Source organism: Granulicatella sp. 572.rep1_STHE (genome assembly GCF_001073445.1).
Taxonomy (GTDB): domain Bacteria; phylum Bacillota; class Bacilli; order Lactobacillales; family Aerococcaceae; genus Granulicatella; species Granulicatella adiacens.
This window is the reverse complement of the sequence record NZ_JVBO01000042.1, coordinates 26,408-44,199: the sequence shown is the minus strand read 5'-3', so window position 1 is coordinate 44,199 and position 17,792 is coordinate 26,408. Positions and strand designations below refer to the sequence as shown.

At 40.3% G+C, this 17,792-nt stretch carries 23 protein-coding genes and 1 riboswitch; of the genes, 21 read left to right on the top strand and 2 right to left on the bottom strand.

Annotated features, from left to right (window positions below):
* The first annotated feature begins 5 nt into the window (after positions 1-5).
* Both mnmG and rsmG read left to right on the top strand, forming a co-directional pair.
* Positions 6-1,904 carry a tRNA uridine-5-carboxymethylaminomethyl(34) synthesis enzyme MnmG gene (gene mnmG, locus ADH99_RS08770; RefSeq protein ID WP_049555674.1) on the top strand — a complete coding sequence of 633 codons (1,899 nt, stop codon included), beginning with the start codon at positions 6-8 and terminating at the stop codon, positions 1,902-1,904.
* Positions 1,905-1,914: 10 nt separating this feature from the next.
* Positions 1,915-2,628 carry a 16S rRNA (guanine(527)-N(7))-methyltransferase RsmG gene (rsmG, locus tag ADH99_RS08765; protein ID WP_049555673.1) on the top strand — a complete coding sequence of 238 codons (714 nt, stop codon included), beginning with the start codon at positions 1,915-1,917 and terminating at the stop codon, positions 2,626-2,628.
* Positions 2,629-2,686: 58 nt separating this feature from the next.
* On the opposite strand, the gene ADH99_RS08760 is transcribed toward rsmG, so the two are convergent.
* Complete coding sequence (locus tag ADH99_RS08760) at positions 2,687-3,688, bottom strand: nucleoid-associated protein (RefSeq protein WP_049555672.1); 1,002 nt, start codon at positions 3,686-3,688, stop codon at positions 2,687-2,689.
* Between the two features lie 86 nt (positions 3,689-3,774).
* Here ADH99_RS08760 and ADH99_RS08755 point away from each other — a divergent pair, with 86 nt between their 5' ends.
* From ADH99_RS08755 to ADH99_RS08675, 19 genes are all read left to right on the top strand, one after another.
* Positions 3,775-4,305, top strand: a complete 531-nt coding sequence (locus ADH99_RS08755) for a methylated-DNA--[protein]-cysteine S-methyltransferase (protein WP_049555671.1) — start codon at positions 3,775-3,777, stop codon at positions 4,303-4,305.
* Entirely contained in the window at positions 4,295-5,290 is a 996-nt protein-coding gene (locus tag ADH99_RS08750; protein ID WP_049555670.1) for an aromatic acid exporter family protein, read from the top strand. The genes ADH99_RS08755 and ADH99_RS08750 overlap by 11 nt, the downstream gene beginning before the upstream one ends.
* A gap of 163 nt (positions 5,291-5,453) precedes the next feature.
* Positions 5,454-6,014, top strand: a complete 561-nt coding sequence (locus tag ADH99_RS08745) for a sigma-70 family RNA polymerase sigma factor (protein ID WP_049555669.1) — start codon at positions 5,454-5,456, stop codon at positions 6,012-6,014.
* A gap of 64 nt (positions 6,015-6,078) precedes the next feature.
* Positions 6,079-6,123, top strand: a riboswitch (PreQ1 riboswitch).
* A 5-nt stretch (positions 6,124-6,128) separates the two neighbouring features.
* Complete coding sequence (locus ADH99_RS08740) at positions 6,129-6,638, top strand: QueT transporter family protein (RefSeq protein ID WP_005606410.1); 510 nt, start codon at positions 6,129-6,131, stop codon at positions 6,636-6,638.
* A 96-nt stretch (positions 6,639-6,734) separates the two neighbouring features.
* Complete coding sequence (locus ADH99_RS08735) at positions 6,735-7,373, top strand: MBL fold metallo-hydrolase (RefSeq protein WP_049555668.1); 639 nt, start codon at positions 6,735-6,737, stop codon at positions 7,371-7,373.
* A gap of 11 nt (positions 7,374-7,384) precedes the next feature.
* A complete protein-coding gene (locus ADH99_RS08730) occupies positions 7,385-8,167 on the top strand; it encodes a TatD family hydrolase (protein WP_049555667.1) in 783 nt (260 codons plus the stop codon).
* Complete coding sequence (gene rnmV, locus ADH99_RS08725; RefSeq protein ID WP_049555666.1) at positions 8,164-8,730, top strand: ribonuclease M5; 567 nt, start codon at positions 8,164-8,166, stop codon at positions 8,728-8,730. Before ADH99_RS08730 ends, rnmV begins: the two co-directional genes overlap by 4 nt.
* A complete protein-coding gene (rsmA, locus tag ADH99_RS08720; RefSeq protein ID WP_049555665.1) occupies positions 8,723-9,592 on the top strand; it encodes a 16S rRNA (adenine(1518)-N(6)/adenine(1519)-N(6))-dimethyltransferase RsmA in 870 nt (289 codons plus the stop codon). The genes rnmV and rsmA overlap by 8 nt, the downstream gene beginning before the upstream one ends.
* A gap of 168 nt (positions 9,593-9,760) precedes the next feature.
* Entirely contained in the window at positions 9,761-10,027 is a 267-nt protein-coding gene (locus ADH99_RS08715) for a metalloregulator ArsR/SmtB family transcription factor (RefSeq protein ID WP_005606402.1), read from the top strand.
* Position 10,028: 1 nt separating this feature from the next.
* On the top strand, positions 10,029-10,688 hold the full coding sequence (locus ADH99_RS08710; RefSeq protein ID WP_049555664.1) for an SdpI family protein: 660 nt from the start codon (positions 10,029-10,031) through the stop codon (positions 10,686-10,688).
* A 172-nt stretch (positions 10,689-10,860) separates the two neighbouring features.
* A complete protein-coding gene (gene cdaA / locus ADH99_RS08705; RefSeq protein WP_005606392.1) occupies positions 10,861-11,706 on the top strand; it encodes a diadenylate cyclase CdaA in 846 nt (281 codons plus the stop codon).
* Positions 11,699-12,730: a CdaR family protein gene (locus ADH99_RS08700; RefSeq protein WP_049555663.1), complete on the top strand. Its 1,032-nt coding sequence runs from the start codon at positions 11,699-11,701 to the stop codon at positions 12,728-12,730. The genes cdaA and ADH99_RS08700 overlap by 8 nt, the downstream gene beginning before the upstream one ends.
* 17 nt (positions 12,731-12,747) lie before the next feature.
* Complete coding sequence (gene glmM / locus ADH99_RS08695; RefSeq protein ID WP_049555662.1) at positions 12,748-14,100, top strand: phosphoglucosamine mutase; 1,353 nt, start codon at positions 12,748-12,750, stop codon at positions 14,098-14,100.
* A 137-nt stretch (positions 14,101-14,237) separates the two neighbouring features.
* Positions 14,238-14,507, top strand: a complete 270-nt coding sequence (rpsN, locus tag ADH99_RS08690) for a 30S ribosomal protein S14 (protein ID WP_049555661.1) — start codon at positions 14,238-14,240, stop codon at positions 14,505-14,507.
* Positions 14,508-14,524: 17 nt separating this feature from the next.
* Positions 14,525-14,635, top strand: coding sequence for a putative metal homeostasis protein (locus tag ADH99_RS10535; RefSeq protein WP_160313174.1), 111 nt, complete (start codon positions 14,525-14,527; stop codon positions 14,633-14,635).
* 177 nt (positions 14,636-14,812) lie between these two features.
* Positions 14,813-15,346, top strand: coding sequence for an acyl-CoA thioesterase (locus ADH99_RS08685; RefSeq protein ID WP_049555660.1), 534 nt, complete (start codon positions 14,813-14,815; stop codon positions 15,344-15,346).
* 79 nt (positions 15,347-15,425) lie between these two features.
* The gene (locus tag ADH99_RS08680) at positions 15,426-16,034 is read left to right on the top strand and encodes a TVP38/TMEM64 family protein (RefSeq protein ID WP_082160295.1); all 609 of its coding nucleotides are present in this window, start codon (positions 15,426-15,428) and stop codon (positions 16,032-16,034) included.
* A 15-nt stretch (positions 16,035-16,049) separates the two neighbouring features.
* Positions 16,050-16,334, top strand: a complete 285-nt coding sequence (gene yidD, locus ADH99_RS10375) for a membrane protein insertion efficiency factor YidD (protein WP_005606386.1) — start codon at positions 16,050-16,052, stop codon at positions 16,332-16,334.
* Positions 16,335-16,453: 119 nt separating this feature from the next.
* Entirely contained in the window at positions 16,454-16,978 is a 525-nt protein-coding gene (locus ADH99_RS08675; RefSeq protein ID WP_049555658.1) for a hypothetical protein, read from the top strand.
* 75 nt (positions 16,979-17,053) lie between these two features.
* Here ADH99_RS08675 and larD read toward each other — a convergent pair whose 3' ends face one another.
* Positions 17,054-17,782 (bottom strand): D/L-lactic acid transporter LarD, encoded by a 729-nt coding sequence (gene larD, locus ADH99_RS08670; protein WP_244266392.1) that lies wholly within the window; start codon positions 17,780-17,782, stop codon positions 17,054-17,056.
* Between the last annotated feature and the right edge of the window lie 10 nt (positions 17,783-17,792).

Sequence of the window (17,792 nt, the reverse complement as noted above, 5' to 3'; positions counted from 1 at the left end):
AGACTATGGTAACAACTTACGAAGCTGGAAATTATGATGTAGTTGTCGTCGGTGCTGGACATGCCGGCAGTGAAGCGGCGCTAGCAAGTGCACGTATGGGTGCAAAAACATTATTACTCACAATGAACTTAGAAATGGTGGCCTTCATGCCATGTAACCCATCTGTAGGAGGACCTGCTAAAGGGGTTGTGGTGCGTGAAATCGACGCTCTTGGGGGTGAGATGGGTCGCAACATCGATAAAACGTATATTCAAATGCGTATGCTGAACACTGGGAAAGGTCCTGCTGTACGTGCCTTACGTGCGCAAGCGGATAAGCATTTATACGCGCAAGAAATGAAGAAGACAATCGAGAAGCAAGAAAACTTGGATTTACGCCAAGGAATTGCGGAAGAATTGATTGTGGAAGACGGCGTATGTAAAGGGGTTATCACAAATACAGGTGCCATTTACCGTTCAAAAGCGGTGGTTTTAACGGCTGGAACTTCTTCTCGTGGTCAAATTATTATCGGTGAATTGAAATATTCTTCAGGTGCCAATAACTCTCAACCATCGATTAAATTATCAGAGAACTTACTCGAATTAGGCTTCGAATTGGCGCGTTTCAAAACAGGAACTCCGCCACGTATCAAGGGCTCATCGATTGATTATAGTAAAACAGAAATTCAACCAGGGGACGACACGCCAAACTTATTTAGTTTTACCTCAAAAGACGAAGACTACCGCTACGACCAAATTCCTTGCTGGTTAACGTATACGAACGAACAAACGCATGAAACGATTCGTGAAAACTTACACCGTGCACCGATGTTTACAGGGATTGTTGAAGGGGTCGGCGCGCGTTACTGTCCATCGATTGAAGATAAAATCGTTCGTTTCAGCGACAAGCCTCGTCACCAAATTTTCCTAGAACCAGAAGGAGAAAATACGGAAGAAGTGTATATTCAAGGATTGTCGACTTCTCTTCCAGAAGACGTGCAAATCAAGATGATTCGTAGCGTGGAAGGGTTGGAAAATGCGGAGATGATGCGTACGGGTTACGCCATCGAGTACGATGTGGTCGTGCCGCAGCAATTGAAAAATACTTTTGAAACAAAACTTGTCCAAAACTTATTCACTGCCGGGCAAATGAACGGAACGAGTGGATACGAAGAAGCAGCGGGGCAAGGGCTCTATGCTGGGATTAATGCCGTGCGTAAGATTCGCGGAGAAGAGCCATTTATTCTTGGCCGAAGCGATGCGTATATCGGCGTATTGGTGGATGACTTGGTCACAAAAGGAACGACAGAACCTTACCGTCTATTGACTTCTCGTGCGGAATATCGTCTCTTACTTCGTCATGATAATGCCGATTTACGTTTAACGGAAAAAGGACGCGAACTAGGATTGATTGACGACGAACGTTATGCTGAGTTCCAAGCAAAACAAGAAGCGATTGAAGCCGAAATCAAACGGATGCAATCGATTCGCTTGAAGCCAACTGCCGAATTACAAGCGTTCTTGGCCGAAAAAGGATCTGCAGAATTGAAAGACGGCATCCTTCTAAGCGACTTGTTGAAACGTCCAGAATTAAGCTATGACGAATTAGTAGGCTTTGCCGGAGAAGCGGTGGAAGTCTCTCGTGAAGTGAAAGAACAAGTAGAAATCTCGATTAAATACGAAGGTTATATTGCAAAAGCGATTGAAAAAGTTGAAAAATTAAAACGCATGGAAGCCAAACGTATTCCTGCCAATATCGACTATGATGCGATTAACGGTCTTGCTACAGAAGCGCGTCAACGTTTGAAATTGATTCAACCAGAAACGATTGCGCAAGCGAGCCGTATTAGCGGGGTGAACCCAGCCGACGTATCGATTTTGATGGTCTATATCGAACAAGGCAAGATTGCTAAAGTGCAAGAATAAGGAGGCGCGTATGAAACCAGAAGAATTTTATCAGAGACTCCAAGAAGTGCATGGGATTACACTGTCGGATGTACAAAAGAAGCAGTTCGACCAATATTTCCATCTATTAGTGGAATGGAATGAAAAGATGAACTTGACGGCGATTACGGATGAAGAAGGCGTGTATTTGAAGCATTTCTATGATTCATTGGCGCTTGGATTTCATCATGAATTGACCGACCAAACGCTTTGCGACGTTGGGGCGGGTGCAGGATTTCCAAGTATTCCGCTGAAAATCGTCTTCCCAGACTTGAAAGTGACGATTGTGGATTCATTGAATAAACGCATTACATTCTTGAATACATTAGTGGAGACGCTTGGGCTAAAAGACGTGCAATGTTTCCATGACCGCGCTGAAACCTTTGGGCAAAACAAGGAGTTCCGTGCATCGTTTGATGTGGTGACTGCTCGTGCCGTTGCCAAACTCAGTGTACTGAGCGAATTTTGCATGCCACTCGTGAAAAAGCATGGGTATTTCCTCGCGTTAAAAGCGGCGCATACAGAAGTTGAGTTGGAAGAAGCGAAAAAAGCAATCGCGATTCTTGGCGGAAAAGTAGAAGGGGACGTCTCTTTCGACTTGCCATATGAAGGCGGAAACCGTCATGTTGTCAAGATTTTAAAGACGAAGGAAACTCCGAATAAATATCCTAGAAAACCGGGTCTTCCATTGAAGAAGCCGTTATAAACGAAAACCTCCTAGAATTTTTCTAGGAGGTTTCTTGTTTTACATTAGATAGATGGTGTTACGCATTAAATTTATTTAAGATGCTTTCGATATTTTTGATCAGTACCGAAACCGAGCCGTCCGGATTATTAATGAATTCGACCATTTCCTTGTTTTCGTAGATTTCACTTGGAATAGTAATTTCGATGCCGTTGTCGAGTTTGAATTTTTGCTTGCTATATTTGCGTTCATATTTTGGCACGTTCGTTACGGCGATTTTCTCTGGAACGCGTTCTTCGGTGATGGCCAACTGTGCGGCTTCACGTGCGAGCGTTTTTTCCTCGAACACCTTGTCGAAGATAGCTGCGGCGTCGATTTCGTCGTGTTCTTCAAGCTGGTGGAAGATGGCTTGTTGCGTCGTTGCCAGCGCTTTGTACGGTTCCTCGTCGTGTTTTTTCGCGATATGAGTGACCGTTTTTTTGATTTCCTTGATATGTTCTTTCGTTGTCACCGGTACAGTAATTTCTAAGAATTTTTCAGAGAAATAGGCAGTCTTTTGGCCTTCGATTACCACTTTTTTCTCGATTAAGGTATAGTTTCCGTTTGATAAATCTACGATGAACGCTTCCGAAGGTTTTTGCGTCGCGTTTGGCAAGATTGCGTGATTTTGCAAGATGGTATTGCTAACGGCTTCGCCTTCATAATCGACAAAGTGTGTGACTTTTGAACTGTAATCGAGGCGAATCATTCCAAAAAGTGTGCCGCCTGTATCGCTTGTTCCCGTAAAGAATAGGTAGTCTGCTGGTCCGATTTCTTCTGCTGAAGCAATAAGAGCAAAGAGCTTATCGGATAACTGTTGCGTCTTTTCTAAGAAAGAAATTCCTTCGTCTACTAGATATCCAAGAAGCGGTTCGCTAGAAGCTAGTTGACCGATATGTGGATCGCCTTTTTTGATTTTATCCACGAGTTTTGTAATGTATTCAATGAGAAATGGATCACTCAGTTGCAGTGGGGCCTGAGATAATAGTAAGTTTCCTGAATTTTTATCTAAAATATGTAAAACGGCTTCGTTAATGAGCATGAAAGTGCTCCTTTCCTATTTCATTCGATAGAAAATATTATATAATAGAAAAATAGATTTGTAATGAGAAATGAGGAGAATTAGCCATGACGGTTTTGACGAAGATAGATACACCACTAGGAGTGATGATTGCTGCAAGTGATAAGGTGGCATTAACCGGTTTGTGGTTTGAAGGGCAAAAATATGAGTGTGCCTTTGTGAAAAATCCAAAATGGGATGATTCACTAGCACTTTGGGAACCAGTAAAAACTTGGATTAATCAGTATTATCATGAGAAAACTCCAGGAACTCCTTTGTTTTCGATTGCTTATGAAGGAGGAACTCCTTTTCAACAAAGTGTTTGGAATACATTGCTAGAAATTCCGTTTGGAGAAGTATGGACTTATAATGAAGTTACTCACCGTGTCAGCGAGAAGATAGGTAGAAAAACCTCCCCTCGTGCAGTCGCAAACGCTATTGGGAAAAATCCAATTGCGCTTCTCGTCCCATGTCATAGAGTCGTTGCGACAACAGGAAAATTAACAGGATTTGCGGGAGGATTGAATAGAAAAAGTACCCTTCTAGAGTTGGAAGGGCATCAAATACAAGGAGATACAGTGATCCATAATGAAGCTTAAAATAATGAAAGTAATCGTTTCGGCATTTACCGCCTTAATGATTGCACAAGCATTCAATTTGTCGACCCCCTCTGCAGCTGCCATTATTGCGATTTTAAGTGTAATGGATACAAAGAAAATCTCTTTAGCGGCCACTAGTCAACGATTAGCTGCAGCCCTATTGGCACTTTTGGTCGGTGGAATCGTCTTTTGGGCTTTTGGTTTTGATGCGATGAGTTTTGGAATTTACTTATTATGTTATATTCCGATGGCTTATTTATTAAAAGTAGAAATTGGAGTCGCACCAAGTACGGTGTTAGTCATTCATCTTTGGACGCAGCAACAATTAACGTTCTCCCTGTTTGTGAATGAAATGCTTCTTGTGACGATTGGAGCGGGTGTTGCCATTTTATTCAACTGGTATATGCCATCGTACCGCGAACATATTATTGACATTCGTGAAGAAATTGAATCAAAAATGAGAGAAGTTCTATTGAAAATGTCTGGATTTTTATCCGTTGGAAATGGAAAAAATGATGGCGAAGTTCTTCAAATTGTGAAAGAAAAATTGAAAGCGGCTAGAGAATATGTTCGCTTAGAATCAGAGAACCATCTAACAAGTGAAATCACCTACGATGAACAGTATTTTGAAATGCGACGTGATCAAACAAAGTTATTAGAAATTATGGCGGTCAATTTAAATGAATTTCGCTGGGATGGGGAAGAAATGGCCATCTTGTCTGAAATGTTTAAACAGACAGCAGAGCAATTAGCGGAACAAAACACAGCGAGTCAACTCATTGATGAGATTGAAGCCATGTTAGAACATTTTCGAGAAAGACCTTTGCCACAAACAAGACGCGAGTTTGAAAAAAGAGCGCAATTATATCAATTATTAAGAGACTTGAAACGATTCGTACAGCTGAAAGTCGATTTCTATCAAACTTATGGTGTGCATTATTTCAAGAGAAAAGAGAAGAGTAGAAATTCTTCCAAAAGCAATTAAGAAGGTTAGGAAATAATCCTATCTTTTATTTTCAAGAAGACAAATGAATTTAATTCTTAAGAAGTCTTGGTTTTATCCGATAAAACTAGGGCTTTTTATGTTTGTTAATCAATATACTGAAGTGGAGAAGGAATGAGGGAGGAATTTATAGGGAGGTTATTTTATGGAAAAGAAAGAGTTGTCGGAAGTAGTTCACTTAGCTAAAGCAAATAATGAGGAGGCCATCACCGAGTTATTAAAGAGATTTGAGCCTTTAATTGCCAGTATGAATCATCATTATTTCTTTCATGAGATGGATCAAGAAGATTTTGCTCAAGAAGCTAGAGTCATGATGTTACGAGCATTAGATAAATATAATGAAGACCATGCTGTTTCATTTGCAGGTTATTATCAACGGTGCCTAAAAAAATTAGCAGTGGAGTGTTTGAGAAGGGAGCATCGACAAAGAGTAGTTCCTCATAATCTTCTAATCCACGGGGATAAAGGGGAGTTAGCGTTGATGTCAGCTTCCGTAGAATCTTGCGAGAAACAAGTATTTTTACATGAAGATGCGGAGGAATACTTCCATCACTTATCTCGCTTTGAAAGAGAAGTGTTTCTAGGGGTGTTAGACGGGCAGACGTTTGAAGAGATGGCGGATCACTTCGATAAGTCGGTTACCTCTGTCAAAGGGGCTCACAAACGGTGTAAGAAGAAATTCAAAGAACAAATTTGTAGAGGATAAAGAAATTCAACTTAAGACTACCAATCTTACGCTGTTTATAGTACAATAGCACATGGCGTTTTTTGCCGATGAGGTTCGAAACCATCCCTCAATAAAAAACTAGGAGGCAGTAACATGCAAAATAAAAAATCAAAATTGATTGTGATTAACGCAATCATCGCAGCGCTTTATGTGGTCGTTACATCATTAACAGCATTTATGGCATTCGGAGATGTTCAATTTCGTATTGCGGAAATGTTGAACCACTTATTCGCTTTTGACAAAAAATACGGAATCGGTGTGGTTGCCGGTGTATTACTTGTCAACTCAGTCTTTATGTCAGCGTCTGGTCTAGGTTTGTATGACTTAGTATTCGGATTAGGACATACAATTGCTTCATTCGCTATCAGCGCACTTTTCTTCAAATCAGTGAAAGACGTTAAAACACGTATGTTTGTTTTAGCAGGTGTCTTCAGTGTGATGATTTTCTTAGTAGCGATTGAATTGAACTTAGCATTAGGTTTACCATTCTGGTTAAGCTACGCGCAAACATTCTTTGGTGAAATCGTCGTATTATTAGCGGGTATTCCGTTGATGACGGCATTAAACAAAGCCATCGATTTGAAAAAATTAATCAATGATTAATCAACAGACGTCTGGGCTCTATGCTTGGGCGTTTTTTGATTGCAAGAACTCACTATTTTATGTAGAGTTAAGAGGAGACCTAAAGGAGGAATACAGATGGAGTTATTAAGCATTCCAGTAGGACGTTTAGAAGAAAATGTCTACTTTTTAATTGATGAAAATAAAGAAACCGTGATTTTTGACCCAGGCGCACAAGCCGAGGATATTAAACAATTAATTAAAGAAGAAGGGTTGAAGCCAGTAGCGATTGTATTAACACATGCACACGGAGACCATATCGGAGCAGTAGATGCGCTTCGTGAGGAATACAATATTCCAATGTATATGAATGAGTTGGAAAAAGTATTTTTACACGATCCTGAATTGAACCGTTCATATTACTCTGGCGAAAATATTACCACTAAGCCAGCAGATGGTTATTTCCCTAAAGAAATGGGCAAATGGAAAGTTGGAAGTTTTGAACCTGAATTAGCGCATATTCCAGGGCACTCACCTGGTGGAACCATCTTTATTTTTAGAGAAAATGGATTTGTTATCGGTGGGGACGTGATGTTTAAAGGAAGCGTTGGACGTAGTGATTTTCCATACGGAAGTCATAAAGAGTTAATGGAAGGGATCCACAAATACTTATTACCATTACCTGCTGAAACGGTGATTTTCCCAGGCCACGGGGAGCCAACAACGCTAAAAGATGAAATTGCGACAAACCCATTCTTAAATGGGGCAACAAGATAAGAGGCGAAATGATGATTTTTGATACGCATACGCATTTAAATGTATCTGCGTTTACAGGAGAAGAAAAAGAGGTTATCGCGCGTGCAAAGGAACTCGCCGTAACGCGTTTTGCGGTGGTGGGGTTTGATACGGATACGATTACGCGAAGTCTTGAACTGAGTGAAGAATTCAAAGAAGTGGTTTCGATTATCGGATGGCATCCAACCGAAGCCTACCAGTATAATAAAGAAATCGAAAGTTGGCTTCAGGAACGTTTGACGCATCCGCAAGTGGTCGCAATGGGGGAAATGGGACTGGATTACTATTGGAAAGATTCAACGCCCGAGGAACAAGACAAGGTGTTCCGTCGCCAAATCGCGATTGCTAAAGAAATGAAACTACCGATTGTGATTCATAACCGCGATGCGACAGAAGATTGCTACAAGATTCTAAAAGAAGAAGGTATTCAAGACATCGGGGGCATTATGCATAGTTATAATGGCGACGTGGAATTTATGAAGCGCTTCTTAGATTTAGGCATGCATATTTCCTTTAGCGGTGTGACGACCTTCAAAAACGCGCCACAAGTTCGTGAATGTGCAAAATTAGTTCCATTCGACCGTATGTTAGTGGAAACCGATGCGCCGTATTTAGCGCCCGTACCTTACCGTGGAAAGAGAAACGAACCTGGCTATACGCGCTATGTCGTTGAAACGATTGCCAAAGAACGCGGCCTTGCTTGGGAAGAAGTGGCCCACCAAACCACACAAAATGCCATCAAGTTATTCCGTATGGAAGAAAGAGGCTTGCTATGAATCCAGTCATTGTCGTAGAAGGGCGAGACGATACAAGACGCTTGAGAGAAATCTATCCGGATATCGAAACGATTGAAACGAATGGCTCGGCGATTGACGAAGAAACGATTGCGCTCATTCAAAAGGCACTTCAAACACGTGAGGTGATTGTGTTTACGGACCCAGATTATCCTGGGACTCGTATTCGAAACATTATTCAAGAGCGCGTACCTGGTGTAAAACATGCTTTTATCGAACGTGCAGAAGCCGTCAGGAAGGACAATCATAAGAGTCTTGGGGTGGAACACGCGAGTACCGAAGCGATTCAGCGAGCGCTCGAATCGGTGCATGAGATTTCAACAGTAACGGGAGAACCAGTGATTTCGCAGGCAACACTGATGGCGCTTGGGTTTATCGGACGACCAGATTCAGCAACAAGACGTCAAAAGGTAGCGGATTTTCTAAAAATTGGCCATACGAATGGAAAACAGTTCGCGAAAAGATTACAATTATTTGGTATTACAGAAGAACAATTAAGGGCGGCACTTGAGGCTGTCTTAGAAAATGAGGACAAACATGAATGAAATAAAGGATATCGCGACGCCGAAAAGAACGCGCGAGATTATGGAACGTCATGGGCTAACGGTAAAGAAGAGTCTAGGGCAAAACTTCCTAATTGAACCGAATATTTTAACGCGTATGCTAGAGGTGGCGGGAGTCGACAAAACGACAAACGTCATTGAAATCGGACCAGGGATTGGTGCGTTGACCGAACGTCTAGCAAGAGAAGCCAAACAAGTGCTGGCGTTTGAAATCGATGGCCGTTTGTTGCCAGTGCTCGATGAAACATTGGCTCCATACGATAACGTAACGGTGGTTCATAGCGACATCTTGGACGTCGACTTGGAGCAAGTCATCGGAGAGCATTTCGACATTAATGAGCCGTTATTAGTCGTGGCCAACTTGCCGTACTATATTACAACGCCAATCATTATGAATTTATTGGAATCAAAATTACCAATCGATGGTTTTGCGATGATGATGCAAAAAGAAGTGGCGCAACGAATGACGGCTGAGCCAAATTCGAAGGCGTATGGATCCTTGACGATTGCGATTCAATATTTCTGCGAGGCAAGCATTGGATTTATCGTGCCGAAGACGGTCTTCAATCCAGCTCCGAATGTGGATTCTGCGATTTTGGTGTTGAAACGTCGCGAAAAACCACTCATAGAAGTGAAAGATGAGGCGAAATTCTTCGCACTCGTGAAAAACAGCTTCGTGCAACGTCGTAAAACGTTATGGAATAATTTAACTAAAGCTTATGTTGGGGATAGCCATACAAAAGAAAGCTTAGCCGCTGCATTAGAAGCTGCAGGTATCGACCCAACCAGACGTGCAGAAACACTGACAATTGAAGAGTTCGCACGTTTAAGTGACGAACTTTAATTTAAGAGAAGAACAAGTTTAAAAAGATGATACCGTAAGAAATCGTAGGTATCATCTTTCTTTTACACGAAAATTTATTAAAAAATATTTTAAATAGATATTGCATTTTACATCCCTCAGGAGTATAATCTACTTAAAGATAAATTTAAATAGAAAGAAGTTGAGGAGATGGCAGTTAATGAAGTAATGTCTGCTCTTTCGGACGAAACGCGTCGCCAAATTTTGGAAATTCTGCGTAAAGGGAAGACCAATACAGGTGATTTAGCGGAGTTAATTGGGATGACGCCGCAAGCTTTGTCTTATCATCTTAGAAAATTAAAACAAGCTGATTTAATCTATGAAACACGTTATAAAAACTTTATTTATTATGAATTGAATTTGACCGTACTGGATGAAGCGATTGTATGGATCAATCAAATTATTGGGGGAAAATAACATGGAACAAGTAAAACAAATAAAAAAATATACTTATATTGCATTGATGTTCGCACCACTCGTTGTGGCTCTAGTGGTGGTGTGGTTCTTACCGGAGACCATTGTATCTAATTTCGACTTTTCTGGAAATATTACCGGCACTGCCAATCGATTTACAATTTTAATTTATCCGGTGATTGTCGCTATTGTTGGATTTATCATTCGTATTGCTAGCACTTCTCCTAAATTAACAGGGGGGAATGTGAAAACCGCTCGTTCTATTAGTTGGTTAGTTCTGCTATTGCTGAATGTTGTTGCTTATTTCCAATTTTGGTTGTATTTAAATGGAGTGACGATTGGGACACAAATAGGACGTTTTTTGACATTCATCCTTGGGATTTTCTTTATCCTGATTGGAAATCTCTCTCCTAAGATTAAAGACAATACAAAACACTTTGGATTCCGTGCGTCATGGCTAAAAAACAATGACGCAGCCTTCCGTAAAACGCAACGATTCTTTGGTTTTGCTTCTATTATTGCTGGACTATTAATGATTTTAACAGCAATCTTTATGGTAAATAATATTGCAATTTTGGTAGCTACGATGATTCTAGTAGTGGTGGTAGCAGTGACTGGTGGGTATTCTTACTACATTGCAAATACAGAGACAGAAGGGGAATAAAAATCATAAAACGTTCTATCATCGAACTTGGTAGAACGTTTTTTATTTTTCCCCCTAAGGAAAAACAGAAGAAGTTAACGAATGTCTTCATTAAAATCCGCGCTTTTTTTCGTTTAGCTCTTATCTGTGCTATAATAGAGAGGTACATATTGGTGGAAGAGAGGTTAACTTTATGCAAATAAATTGGAATAGTTTATTTTCATGGGGGAGTTTTCGCAATCTGATTGATATTTTGATTGTTTGGTACATTCTCTATAATATTTTAGTGATTATTAAAGGAACAAGGGCAATTCATTTAATGAAAGGAATTGCGGCAATTGCTGCAATGAAGTTTATTAGTTTTTTCCTTGGGCTAACTACTTTAGACTGGATTATGAACTTCGTGATTCAGTGGGGGGTTGTGGCTGCATTGATTGTGTTCCAACCAGAGATTCGCCGCGGATTAGAACATATTGGACGTTCGAATTTCTTCTCACGTAAATATGAAAGTGCCAATGAAGCAGAAATCATGATTAATGAGTTGAATACAGCCATTCAATATATGGCAAAGCGAAGAATTGGAGCTTTAATTTCGATTGAACAAGGGAATTCTCTAGAAGAATTTATTAATACTGGGATTCCGATTCACTCTGAGATTTCTAATCAATTGATTACGAATATTTTTATTCCAAATACACCATTACATGATGGGGCAATGATTATTCGTGATTATCATATTGCTGCAGCGGCTTGCTATTTACCGCTATCTGAGAATATGATGATTCCAAAAGAATTAGGAACACGTCACCGTGCTGCGATTGGTCTAAGTGAAGTGAGTGATGCGATTACGATTATCATCTCTGAAGAAACGGGGAAAGTGAGTGTAGCGATTCGAGAAAAATTACATCGAGAACTTTCTTCTGAAGAATTAGTTCAAGTTTTGTCACAACATTTAGTGGTAGAAGGACACGACGAGAAGGATCCAGCAGTCGTTCGTTGGATACGTGCGCTCTTTAAAGGGGGTCGTTCGAATGGCTAATTGGATGAATAAAAAATCATTTCTGATGTTGATGTCTTTTGTACTAAGTATCTTTCTATTTATTTTAGCTAAAGACGCTAATTCCGGATTACGTTCAAGCACTTTAAATCCACAATCAAGTTCAAACACGATTACAAATGTGCCAATTTATGTGGATATCAACAGTGAAGAATACTCGGTAACAGGATTACCAGACTCTGTTGCTTTACGTCTTGAAGGGCCAAGCAGTTTGATTTTAAGCACATCTAGCAATGGTTCGTACAAAGTGACTACACCAAATTTAACAGAGTTAGGGGAAGGAAAGCATACGATTTCTCTTTCAGTATCAGGACTTCCAACTGGAGTGACAGGTATTGTTTCACCAGAAAGTGTTGAAATTACCATCGAGAAGAAGAATGCTAAAGAGTTTCCTGTTAATGTAACGGTCGATTCTTCAAGTATTGGCAATGGCTATCAAGTTGGAGATGGCTTGACCTCTCCAGGAACAGTTACAGTCAAAGCTGCGGATTCGATTTTAAATCAAGTGGAAAAAGTAGTCGCAAAAGTTACGATTCCTGAAGGGACAAAATCATACTATACGACTACAGCACAACTACAAGCTTTGGATGCCACAGGAAAACCTGTTGCGGTGAAAATTGAGCCAGAACGTGTACAAGTTCGAGTGCCAATTTCTTCTAGCTCCAAAACAGTCCCTCTTGTCTTTACGACAACTGGTGGCACTTCACGTTATTCATATTCATTGAATTCTACTACTAAGCAAGTTACAATCTTAGGAGCTCAATCGATTTTAAATCAAATTACAGCTATTCCAGTAGTGGTAGATGTGAGCAACGTGACTCAAACCACGAAAAAAACAGTAACATTAACACTACCATCTGGTGTCAATAGTATTACCCCAGAAGCAGTTGAGGTCACTATTACGGTGGTAGATCATGGTATTTTGGATTCACGAGAAACAACTAAAGAGTCCGAAACAACACAAGAGCAAACAACGACACAAGAACAGACAACACAAGCCAGATAAGGCTAAAGGAGAAATTTATGGGCAAATATTTTGGAACAGATGGTGTTCGTGGCGTAGCTAACGCAGAATTAACACCAGAATTAGCATTTAAACTAGGCCGTTATGGCGGTTATGTATTATTACAACAAGCAGAAGGAAATGCACATCCACGCGTATTAGTGGGGCGTGACACTCGTATTTCTGGTCAATTATTAGAGCATGCTTTAATTGCTGGATTACTCTCTGTTGGGATTGAAGTCATGCAACTTGGAGTGATTCCTACTCCAGGGGTAGCTTATTTAACACGAGTACAAGGCGCTGTAGCTGGGGTTATGATTTCAGCATCCCACAATCCTGCTCAAGATAACGGAATTAAGTTCTTTGGAGGAGATGGATTTAAACTAACAGATGAAACAGAAGCTCAAATCGAAGCATTATTAGATGCCGAAGAAGACACATTACCACGTCCTTCTACAGACGCATTAGGAACAGTAGATGAGTATTTAGAAGGAACATTGAAATACAGCCAATTCCTACAAAATACGGTAGATTCTCTATCAGGAATGAAAGTCGCTTTAGACGGCGCAAACGGAGCAACAGCTTCAATGTTAACGCGTTTATTCGCTGACTTAGACACAGACTTCCACACAATGGGTGACAAACCAAACGGCGTGAACATTAACGATGGCGTTGGATCAACACATCCAGAAGCCTTAGTGGAGTTCGTAAAAGAAACAGGAGCAGAGATTGGTTTGAGTTTTGACGGAGACGGAGACCGCTGTATCGCAGTTGATGAAAATGGAACAATCGTTGATGGTGATAAAATCATGTTCATCCTTGGTAAACACTTCAAGAACCAAGGGACTTTAAGTAAAGATACAATTGTATCAACCGTTATGAGTAACCTAGGATTCCATAAAGCGGTAGAAGCTGAAGGAATGGTTGCTCTTCAAACAGCAGTTGGTGACCGTTACGTGGTTGAAGAAATGCGCAAAAACAACTACAACTTCGGTGGGGAACAATCAGGACATATTATTATCCTTGATTTAAACACTACAGGCGACGGATTACTTTCAGGAATTCAATTAATGAATGTTATGAAACAAACTGGCAAATCATTAAGCGAATTAGCCAGTGAAGTACCAACATACCCACAAGAATTAGTAAACATTCGTGTGAGCGATAAAAATGGTGTGATGGAAGTTCCAGCGATTAAAGAAGTCATCGATGCTGTAGAGGCTGAGATGGATGGAAACGGACGTGTGCTTGTTCGTCCAAGTGGTACTGAGCCACTTGTTCGTGTTATGGTTGAAGCACCAACGGATGAACTCGTTCACGACTACGTAACACGTATTGCTGACGTTGTTCGTAAAGAAGTTGGGATTGACTAATTTTAAATAAATACGATTTGAAGGAGAGCTTTGAAAAAAGGCTCTCTTTTTTTATTGGGATAAACCACTTGATTTTAAAGGAAACAATTGATACAATGTAAAACGTAACAATTACGATTTAGAAAGAAGAGAATAAAATGGCAAAAAAATCTAAAATTGCAAAGTATGAAAAACAAAAAGCGCTCATCGAACGTTACGCTGAAGAACGTTATGCCCTAAAGCAAGCTGGAGACATTGACGGACTAAGAAAACTGCCTAAAAATTCAAATCCGAACCGATTGAAGTTTCGTGATCAAACGGATGGCCGACCAAGAGGATATATGCGTAAATTTGGCTTGTCACGTATCAAATTCAGAGAATTAGCGCATCAAGGATTGATTCCAGGCGTTCAAAAAGCAAGCTGGTAAAAGAGGAGGTAAGGTAAATGAAACAAGATTTAGCAACAGCATATCGTCAAATGAAGAGCCCAAATATCAAAACAAGAAAGAGAGCATTGAAACTGATTAACGAAGCCAAACGTGCAAAGAAAAAATAATAGGGATTACCGGACTCACACTGTGGGTCTTTTTTCTACGTACAGCTCGAACCGGTGCAACGTTACAGCTATTATAATTCAATCCGAAGGATTCTCCAAAACACAATTTGAGTGTCTTTGAACGCAATTTGGTTTCATGTTAGAATAGAACAGTAAAACAACCAAGGAGCTAAGAAAATGCAATCTAAAACATGTAGCCAAACTCGTGCGATTCAAGCGCGTAGAATTTTCCCATTCGATGTGAATATGCATAACACACTATTCGGAGGAAATTTAACGCGAATTATTGATGACTGTGCATCGATTACGGTCTCCCGTCATTGCCGTCGTCTTGCAGTAACGGCATCGGTGGACGCGATGAACTATTTAAAACCACTTCCATTAGGACATTCTGTCTGCGTAGAAACGTATATCTCAGGAACAGGGAAGAAGAGTGTGGAAGTCTTCTGTAAAGTGGTCGGAGAAGATGTGTTAAACGGCGAACGCTATTTAGCGGCGACAAGCTTTTGGACATTTGTGGCACTTCCTCGTGAAGGAGAAACAGATTTTACGGTAGATGCCATCATTCCAGAAACAGATGAAGAGAAGTTCATCTGCAGTGGCTACGAAGAACGTCGTAAGGCACGTCTAGAGCAACTAGGACGCCAAGAAGCATTAATGGATCATATTACCGTTGTAAAACCGTGGAACCTAGAAAATCACGAATCTTAAGCAAAACGTAAGAAACTTTCGAAGGATTTTTTAAGTTTGTCTGTTATAATGCAACTATCAATAGTTTAAGGAGTTCATTGTGGATACATCAAAAGCAATCGAATTAAATCGTAAAATTATACGAATCGTGACCGTTATCGGGATTATTTTAACCATTATTTTAGGATGGCTAGTCGCAAAAAATGATTATTTTGCACTTGATGGGCCTTTCCAACAAAGTGTGGCGAATTCGGGTTGGGTCGGCATTCTTATTTTTATTATTATTCAAATTACTCAAGTGGTATATCCGATTATTCCTGGAGGCCTAACCTGTGTCATCGGACATATTGTATTTGGGCCGTTCTACGGGTGGGTATATAACTTTGTGGGGATCATGATTGGTTCTTGTATCAACTTCTGGTTGGCTCGTCGCTATGGGGAGACATTGGCGAAGGCGTTCGTGGATGATGATACGTACAATAAATACATCGGTTATTTAGACAAAGGAAAGCATTTCGAGCGCTTCTTCTTTGGCGCAATGGTCCTTCCTGGATTCCCAGACGATTTCCTATGTATGGTGGCAGGACTTAGTCATATGACCTTTAAGAAATTCGTGGCCATTTGTTTAATCGCAAAACCAGTCACATTATACGTTTATACAGTAATTGCAGCAGAAGGAGTAGAAGCTTTCTTCAGATTCATTAATTAAGAAAGCAGTATAGAGATGAAAAAAATCATGATTGCACTCGTGCGAGGATATCAAAAGTGGATTTCTCCATTATTCCCGCCTTCATGTATCTACAGACCAACCTGCTCGAGCTATACGATTCAGGCGGTTGAAAAGCATGGCGCGCTAAAAGGCGTATTGATGGGTTGTGGACGCATTTGCAGATGCCATCCATTTATAAGAGGTGGCCAAGATCCCGTTCCAGACTATTTCACGCTAAGACGGAACAAGGATTACCGTAAGAAAATTATCGATGCAAGTAAACACAACACAGCTGACTAGAAATAGTCGGCTGTTTTTTGTTTTTGTATTTGTAAAAATAATTAAAGGGTATTGTGTTTTAAAAAAGTAGAGGTATAATTCGAATTGAAAAGCACCTGATTTAGAAGGAGGGATAAGAAATGACATACAATCTAAAACAATGGTCTGTGGGGAAATGGGTCGCAAGCGCAGCAATCATTCTGCTAATGGCAGTCTGTTCATGGCTAGCCATTCGTGTCTTTTTCACGAATGAGAATGCCAATGCGGAATTTAGCTATGAGATTATTAATAATACGGATAAGGAAATTGAGGAAATTATTATTGGTGAATTTCGAGATTCTGATAGTACTGGTGCAACGGATCGTGTTTCTATCACATTAATCGGAGGGCAGTCACGTACGAAGGGGGCTGTTGCGATTTCTAAGGATACAGATAAGATTGGGAATTTCTATATTCAGATGAAAAAAGATGGGAAAAGAGTATTTTTAGCACCAACATTAGCGTATGATACTGGAAAGAAAGGTCTTCATATTAAGATTACAATTGATAAGATTGACTCGGAGGGCTATTACACTGGTAAAGTGGAAACTAATACATTTGTTTTCTCAGAATTTAAAATAGAACCGACGTTGCAAAAAGCCGATGAGAAGAAAAAAACAGAATAGTATTGATGACAATCAAAAACCCGTGTGGATGAAGTAGAAGACATCCACACGGGTTTAATAGTTCTATTTTAAATATTACATAAAGTAACCTAAGTAGTAACGAACGAAGAATGCAGCACATACAGCACCAACGAATGGAGCAGTACCAGGTACTAATAATCCATATTGCCAGTCGTTATTGACTTTGTTTTTGATTGGTAATAATTGGTAAGCAAGACGAGGTCCTAAGTCACGAGCTTGGTTCATCGCGAATCCAGTTGTACCTCCAAGACCCATACCGACAGCCCATACGATTAAACCAACCACGATTGGTAATAATTCTTTGTTTACATTTTCAGTTGCTAAGATTGCTGTTAAGAAAATGAAAGTTGCAAATGCTTCGACGAAGTAGTTACGTGGTAAGTTACGGCAGTTAGGGTTTGTTGAGAAGATGTTACGGATTGCAACGCCATCAACAAGTCCTTCAGAAGCTGTGAAGTGGTCTGCGTACATGAACCATACGATTACCGCACCAACAAATGCGCCTAAGAATTCAGCGATTGCGATTGGAATGAATTGTTCTGCAGGAAGTACTCCTAAAACAACTTTAGCTAGCGCCATCGCAGGGTTGATACTTACACCACCGAAGATAAATAAAGCAACAGTGATACCGAATGCCCATGTTGTGATGGCGAATAAGTGACCTGATCCAGCGTATTTTGTTTTCTTCAAGACGTCATCACAGTGTACGCCGACCCCGAAGATAATCATGAGGGCAGTTCCCATAAATTCTGATAATAATAAATGCATAAATGTTTGATCCATTGGTTGATTC

Bases quoted from the DNA above. Each gene is read 5' to 3' on its own strand.
- mnmG (WP_049555674.1), top strand. From the start codon at position 6: ATGGTAACAACTTACGAAGCTGGAAATTATGATGTAGTTGTCGTCGGT.
- rsmG (WP_049555673.1), top strand. From the start codon at position 1,915: ATGAAACCAGAAGAATTTTATCAGAGACTCCAAGAAGTGCATGGGATT.
- ADH99_RS08760 (WP_049555672.1), bottom strand. From the start codon at position 3,688: ATGCTCATTAACGAAGCCGTTTTACATATTTTAGATAAAAATTCAGGA.
- ADH99_RS08755 (WP_049555671.1), top strand. From the start codon at position 3,775: ATGACGGTTTTGACGAAGATAGATACACCACTAGGAGTGATGATTGCT.
- ADH99_RS08750 (WP_049555670.1), top strand. From the start codon at position 4,295: ATGAAGCTTAAAATAATGAAAGTAATCGTTTCGGCATTTACCGCCTTA.
- ADH99_RS08745 (WP_049555669.1), top strand. From the start codon at position 5,454: ATGGAAAAGAAAGAGTTGTCGGAAGTAGTTCACTTAGCTAAAGCAAAT.
- ADH99_RS08740 (WP_005606410.1), top strand. From the start codon at position 6,129: ATGCAAAATAAAAAATCAAAATTGATTGTGATTAACGCAATCATCGCA.
- ADH99_RS08735 (WP_049555668.1), top strand. From the start codon at position 6,735: ATGGAGTTATTAAGCATTCCAGTAGGACGTTTAGAAGAAAATGTCTAC.
- ADH99_RS08730 (WP_049555667.1), top strand. From the start codon at position 7,385: ATGATTTTTGATACGCATACGCATTTAAATGTATCTGCGTTTACAGGA.
- rnmV (WP_049555666.1), top strand. From the start codon at position 8,164: ATGAATCCAGTCATTGTCGTAGAAGGGCGAGACGATACAAGACGCTTG.
- rsmA (WP_049555665.1), top strand. From the start codon at position 8,723: ATGAATGAAATAAAGGATATCGCGACGCCGAAAAGAACGCGCGAGATT.
- ADH99_RS08715 (WP_005606402.1), top strand. From the start codon at position 9,761: ATGGCAGTTAATGAAGTAATGTCTGCTCTTTCGGACGAAACGCGTCGC.
- ADH99_RS08710 (WP_049555664.1), top strand. From the start codon at position 10,029: ATGGAACAAGTAAAACAAATAAAAAAATATACTTATATTGCATTGATG.
- cdaA (WP_005606392.1), top strand. From the start codon at position 10,861: ATGCAAATAAATTGGAATAGTTTATTTTCATGGGGGAGTTTTCGCAAT.
- ADH99_RS08700 (WP_049555663.1), top strand. From the start codon at position 11,699: ATGGCTAATTGGATGAATAAAAAATCATTTCTGATGTTGATGTCTTTT.
- glmM (WP_049555662.1), top strand. From the start codon at position 12,748: ATGGGCAAATATTTTGGAACAGATGGTGTTCGTGGCGTAGCTAACGCA.
- rpsN (WP_049555661.1), top strand. From the start codon at position 14,238: ATGGCAAAAAAATCTAAAATTGCAAAGTATGAAAAACAAAAAGCGCTC.
- ADH99_RS10535 (WP_160313174.1), top strand. From the start codon at position 14,525: ATGAAACAAGATTTAGCAACAGCATATCGTCAAATGAAGAGCCCAAAT.
- ADH99_RS08685 (WP_049555660.1), top strand. From the start codon at position 14,813: ATGCAATCTAAAACATGTAGCCAAACTCGTGCGATTCAAGCGCGTAGA.
- yidD (WP_005606386.1), top strand. From the start codon at position 16,050: ATGAAAAAAATCATGATTGCACTCGTGCGAGGATATCAAAAGTGGATT.
- ADH99_RS08675 (WP_049555658.1), top strand. From the start codon at position 16,454: ATGACATACAATCTAAAACAATGGTCTGTGGGGAAATGGGTCGCAAGC.
- larD (WP_244266392.1), bottom strand. From the start codon at position 17,782: ATGGATCAAACATTTATGCATTTATTATTATCAGAATTTATGGGAACT.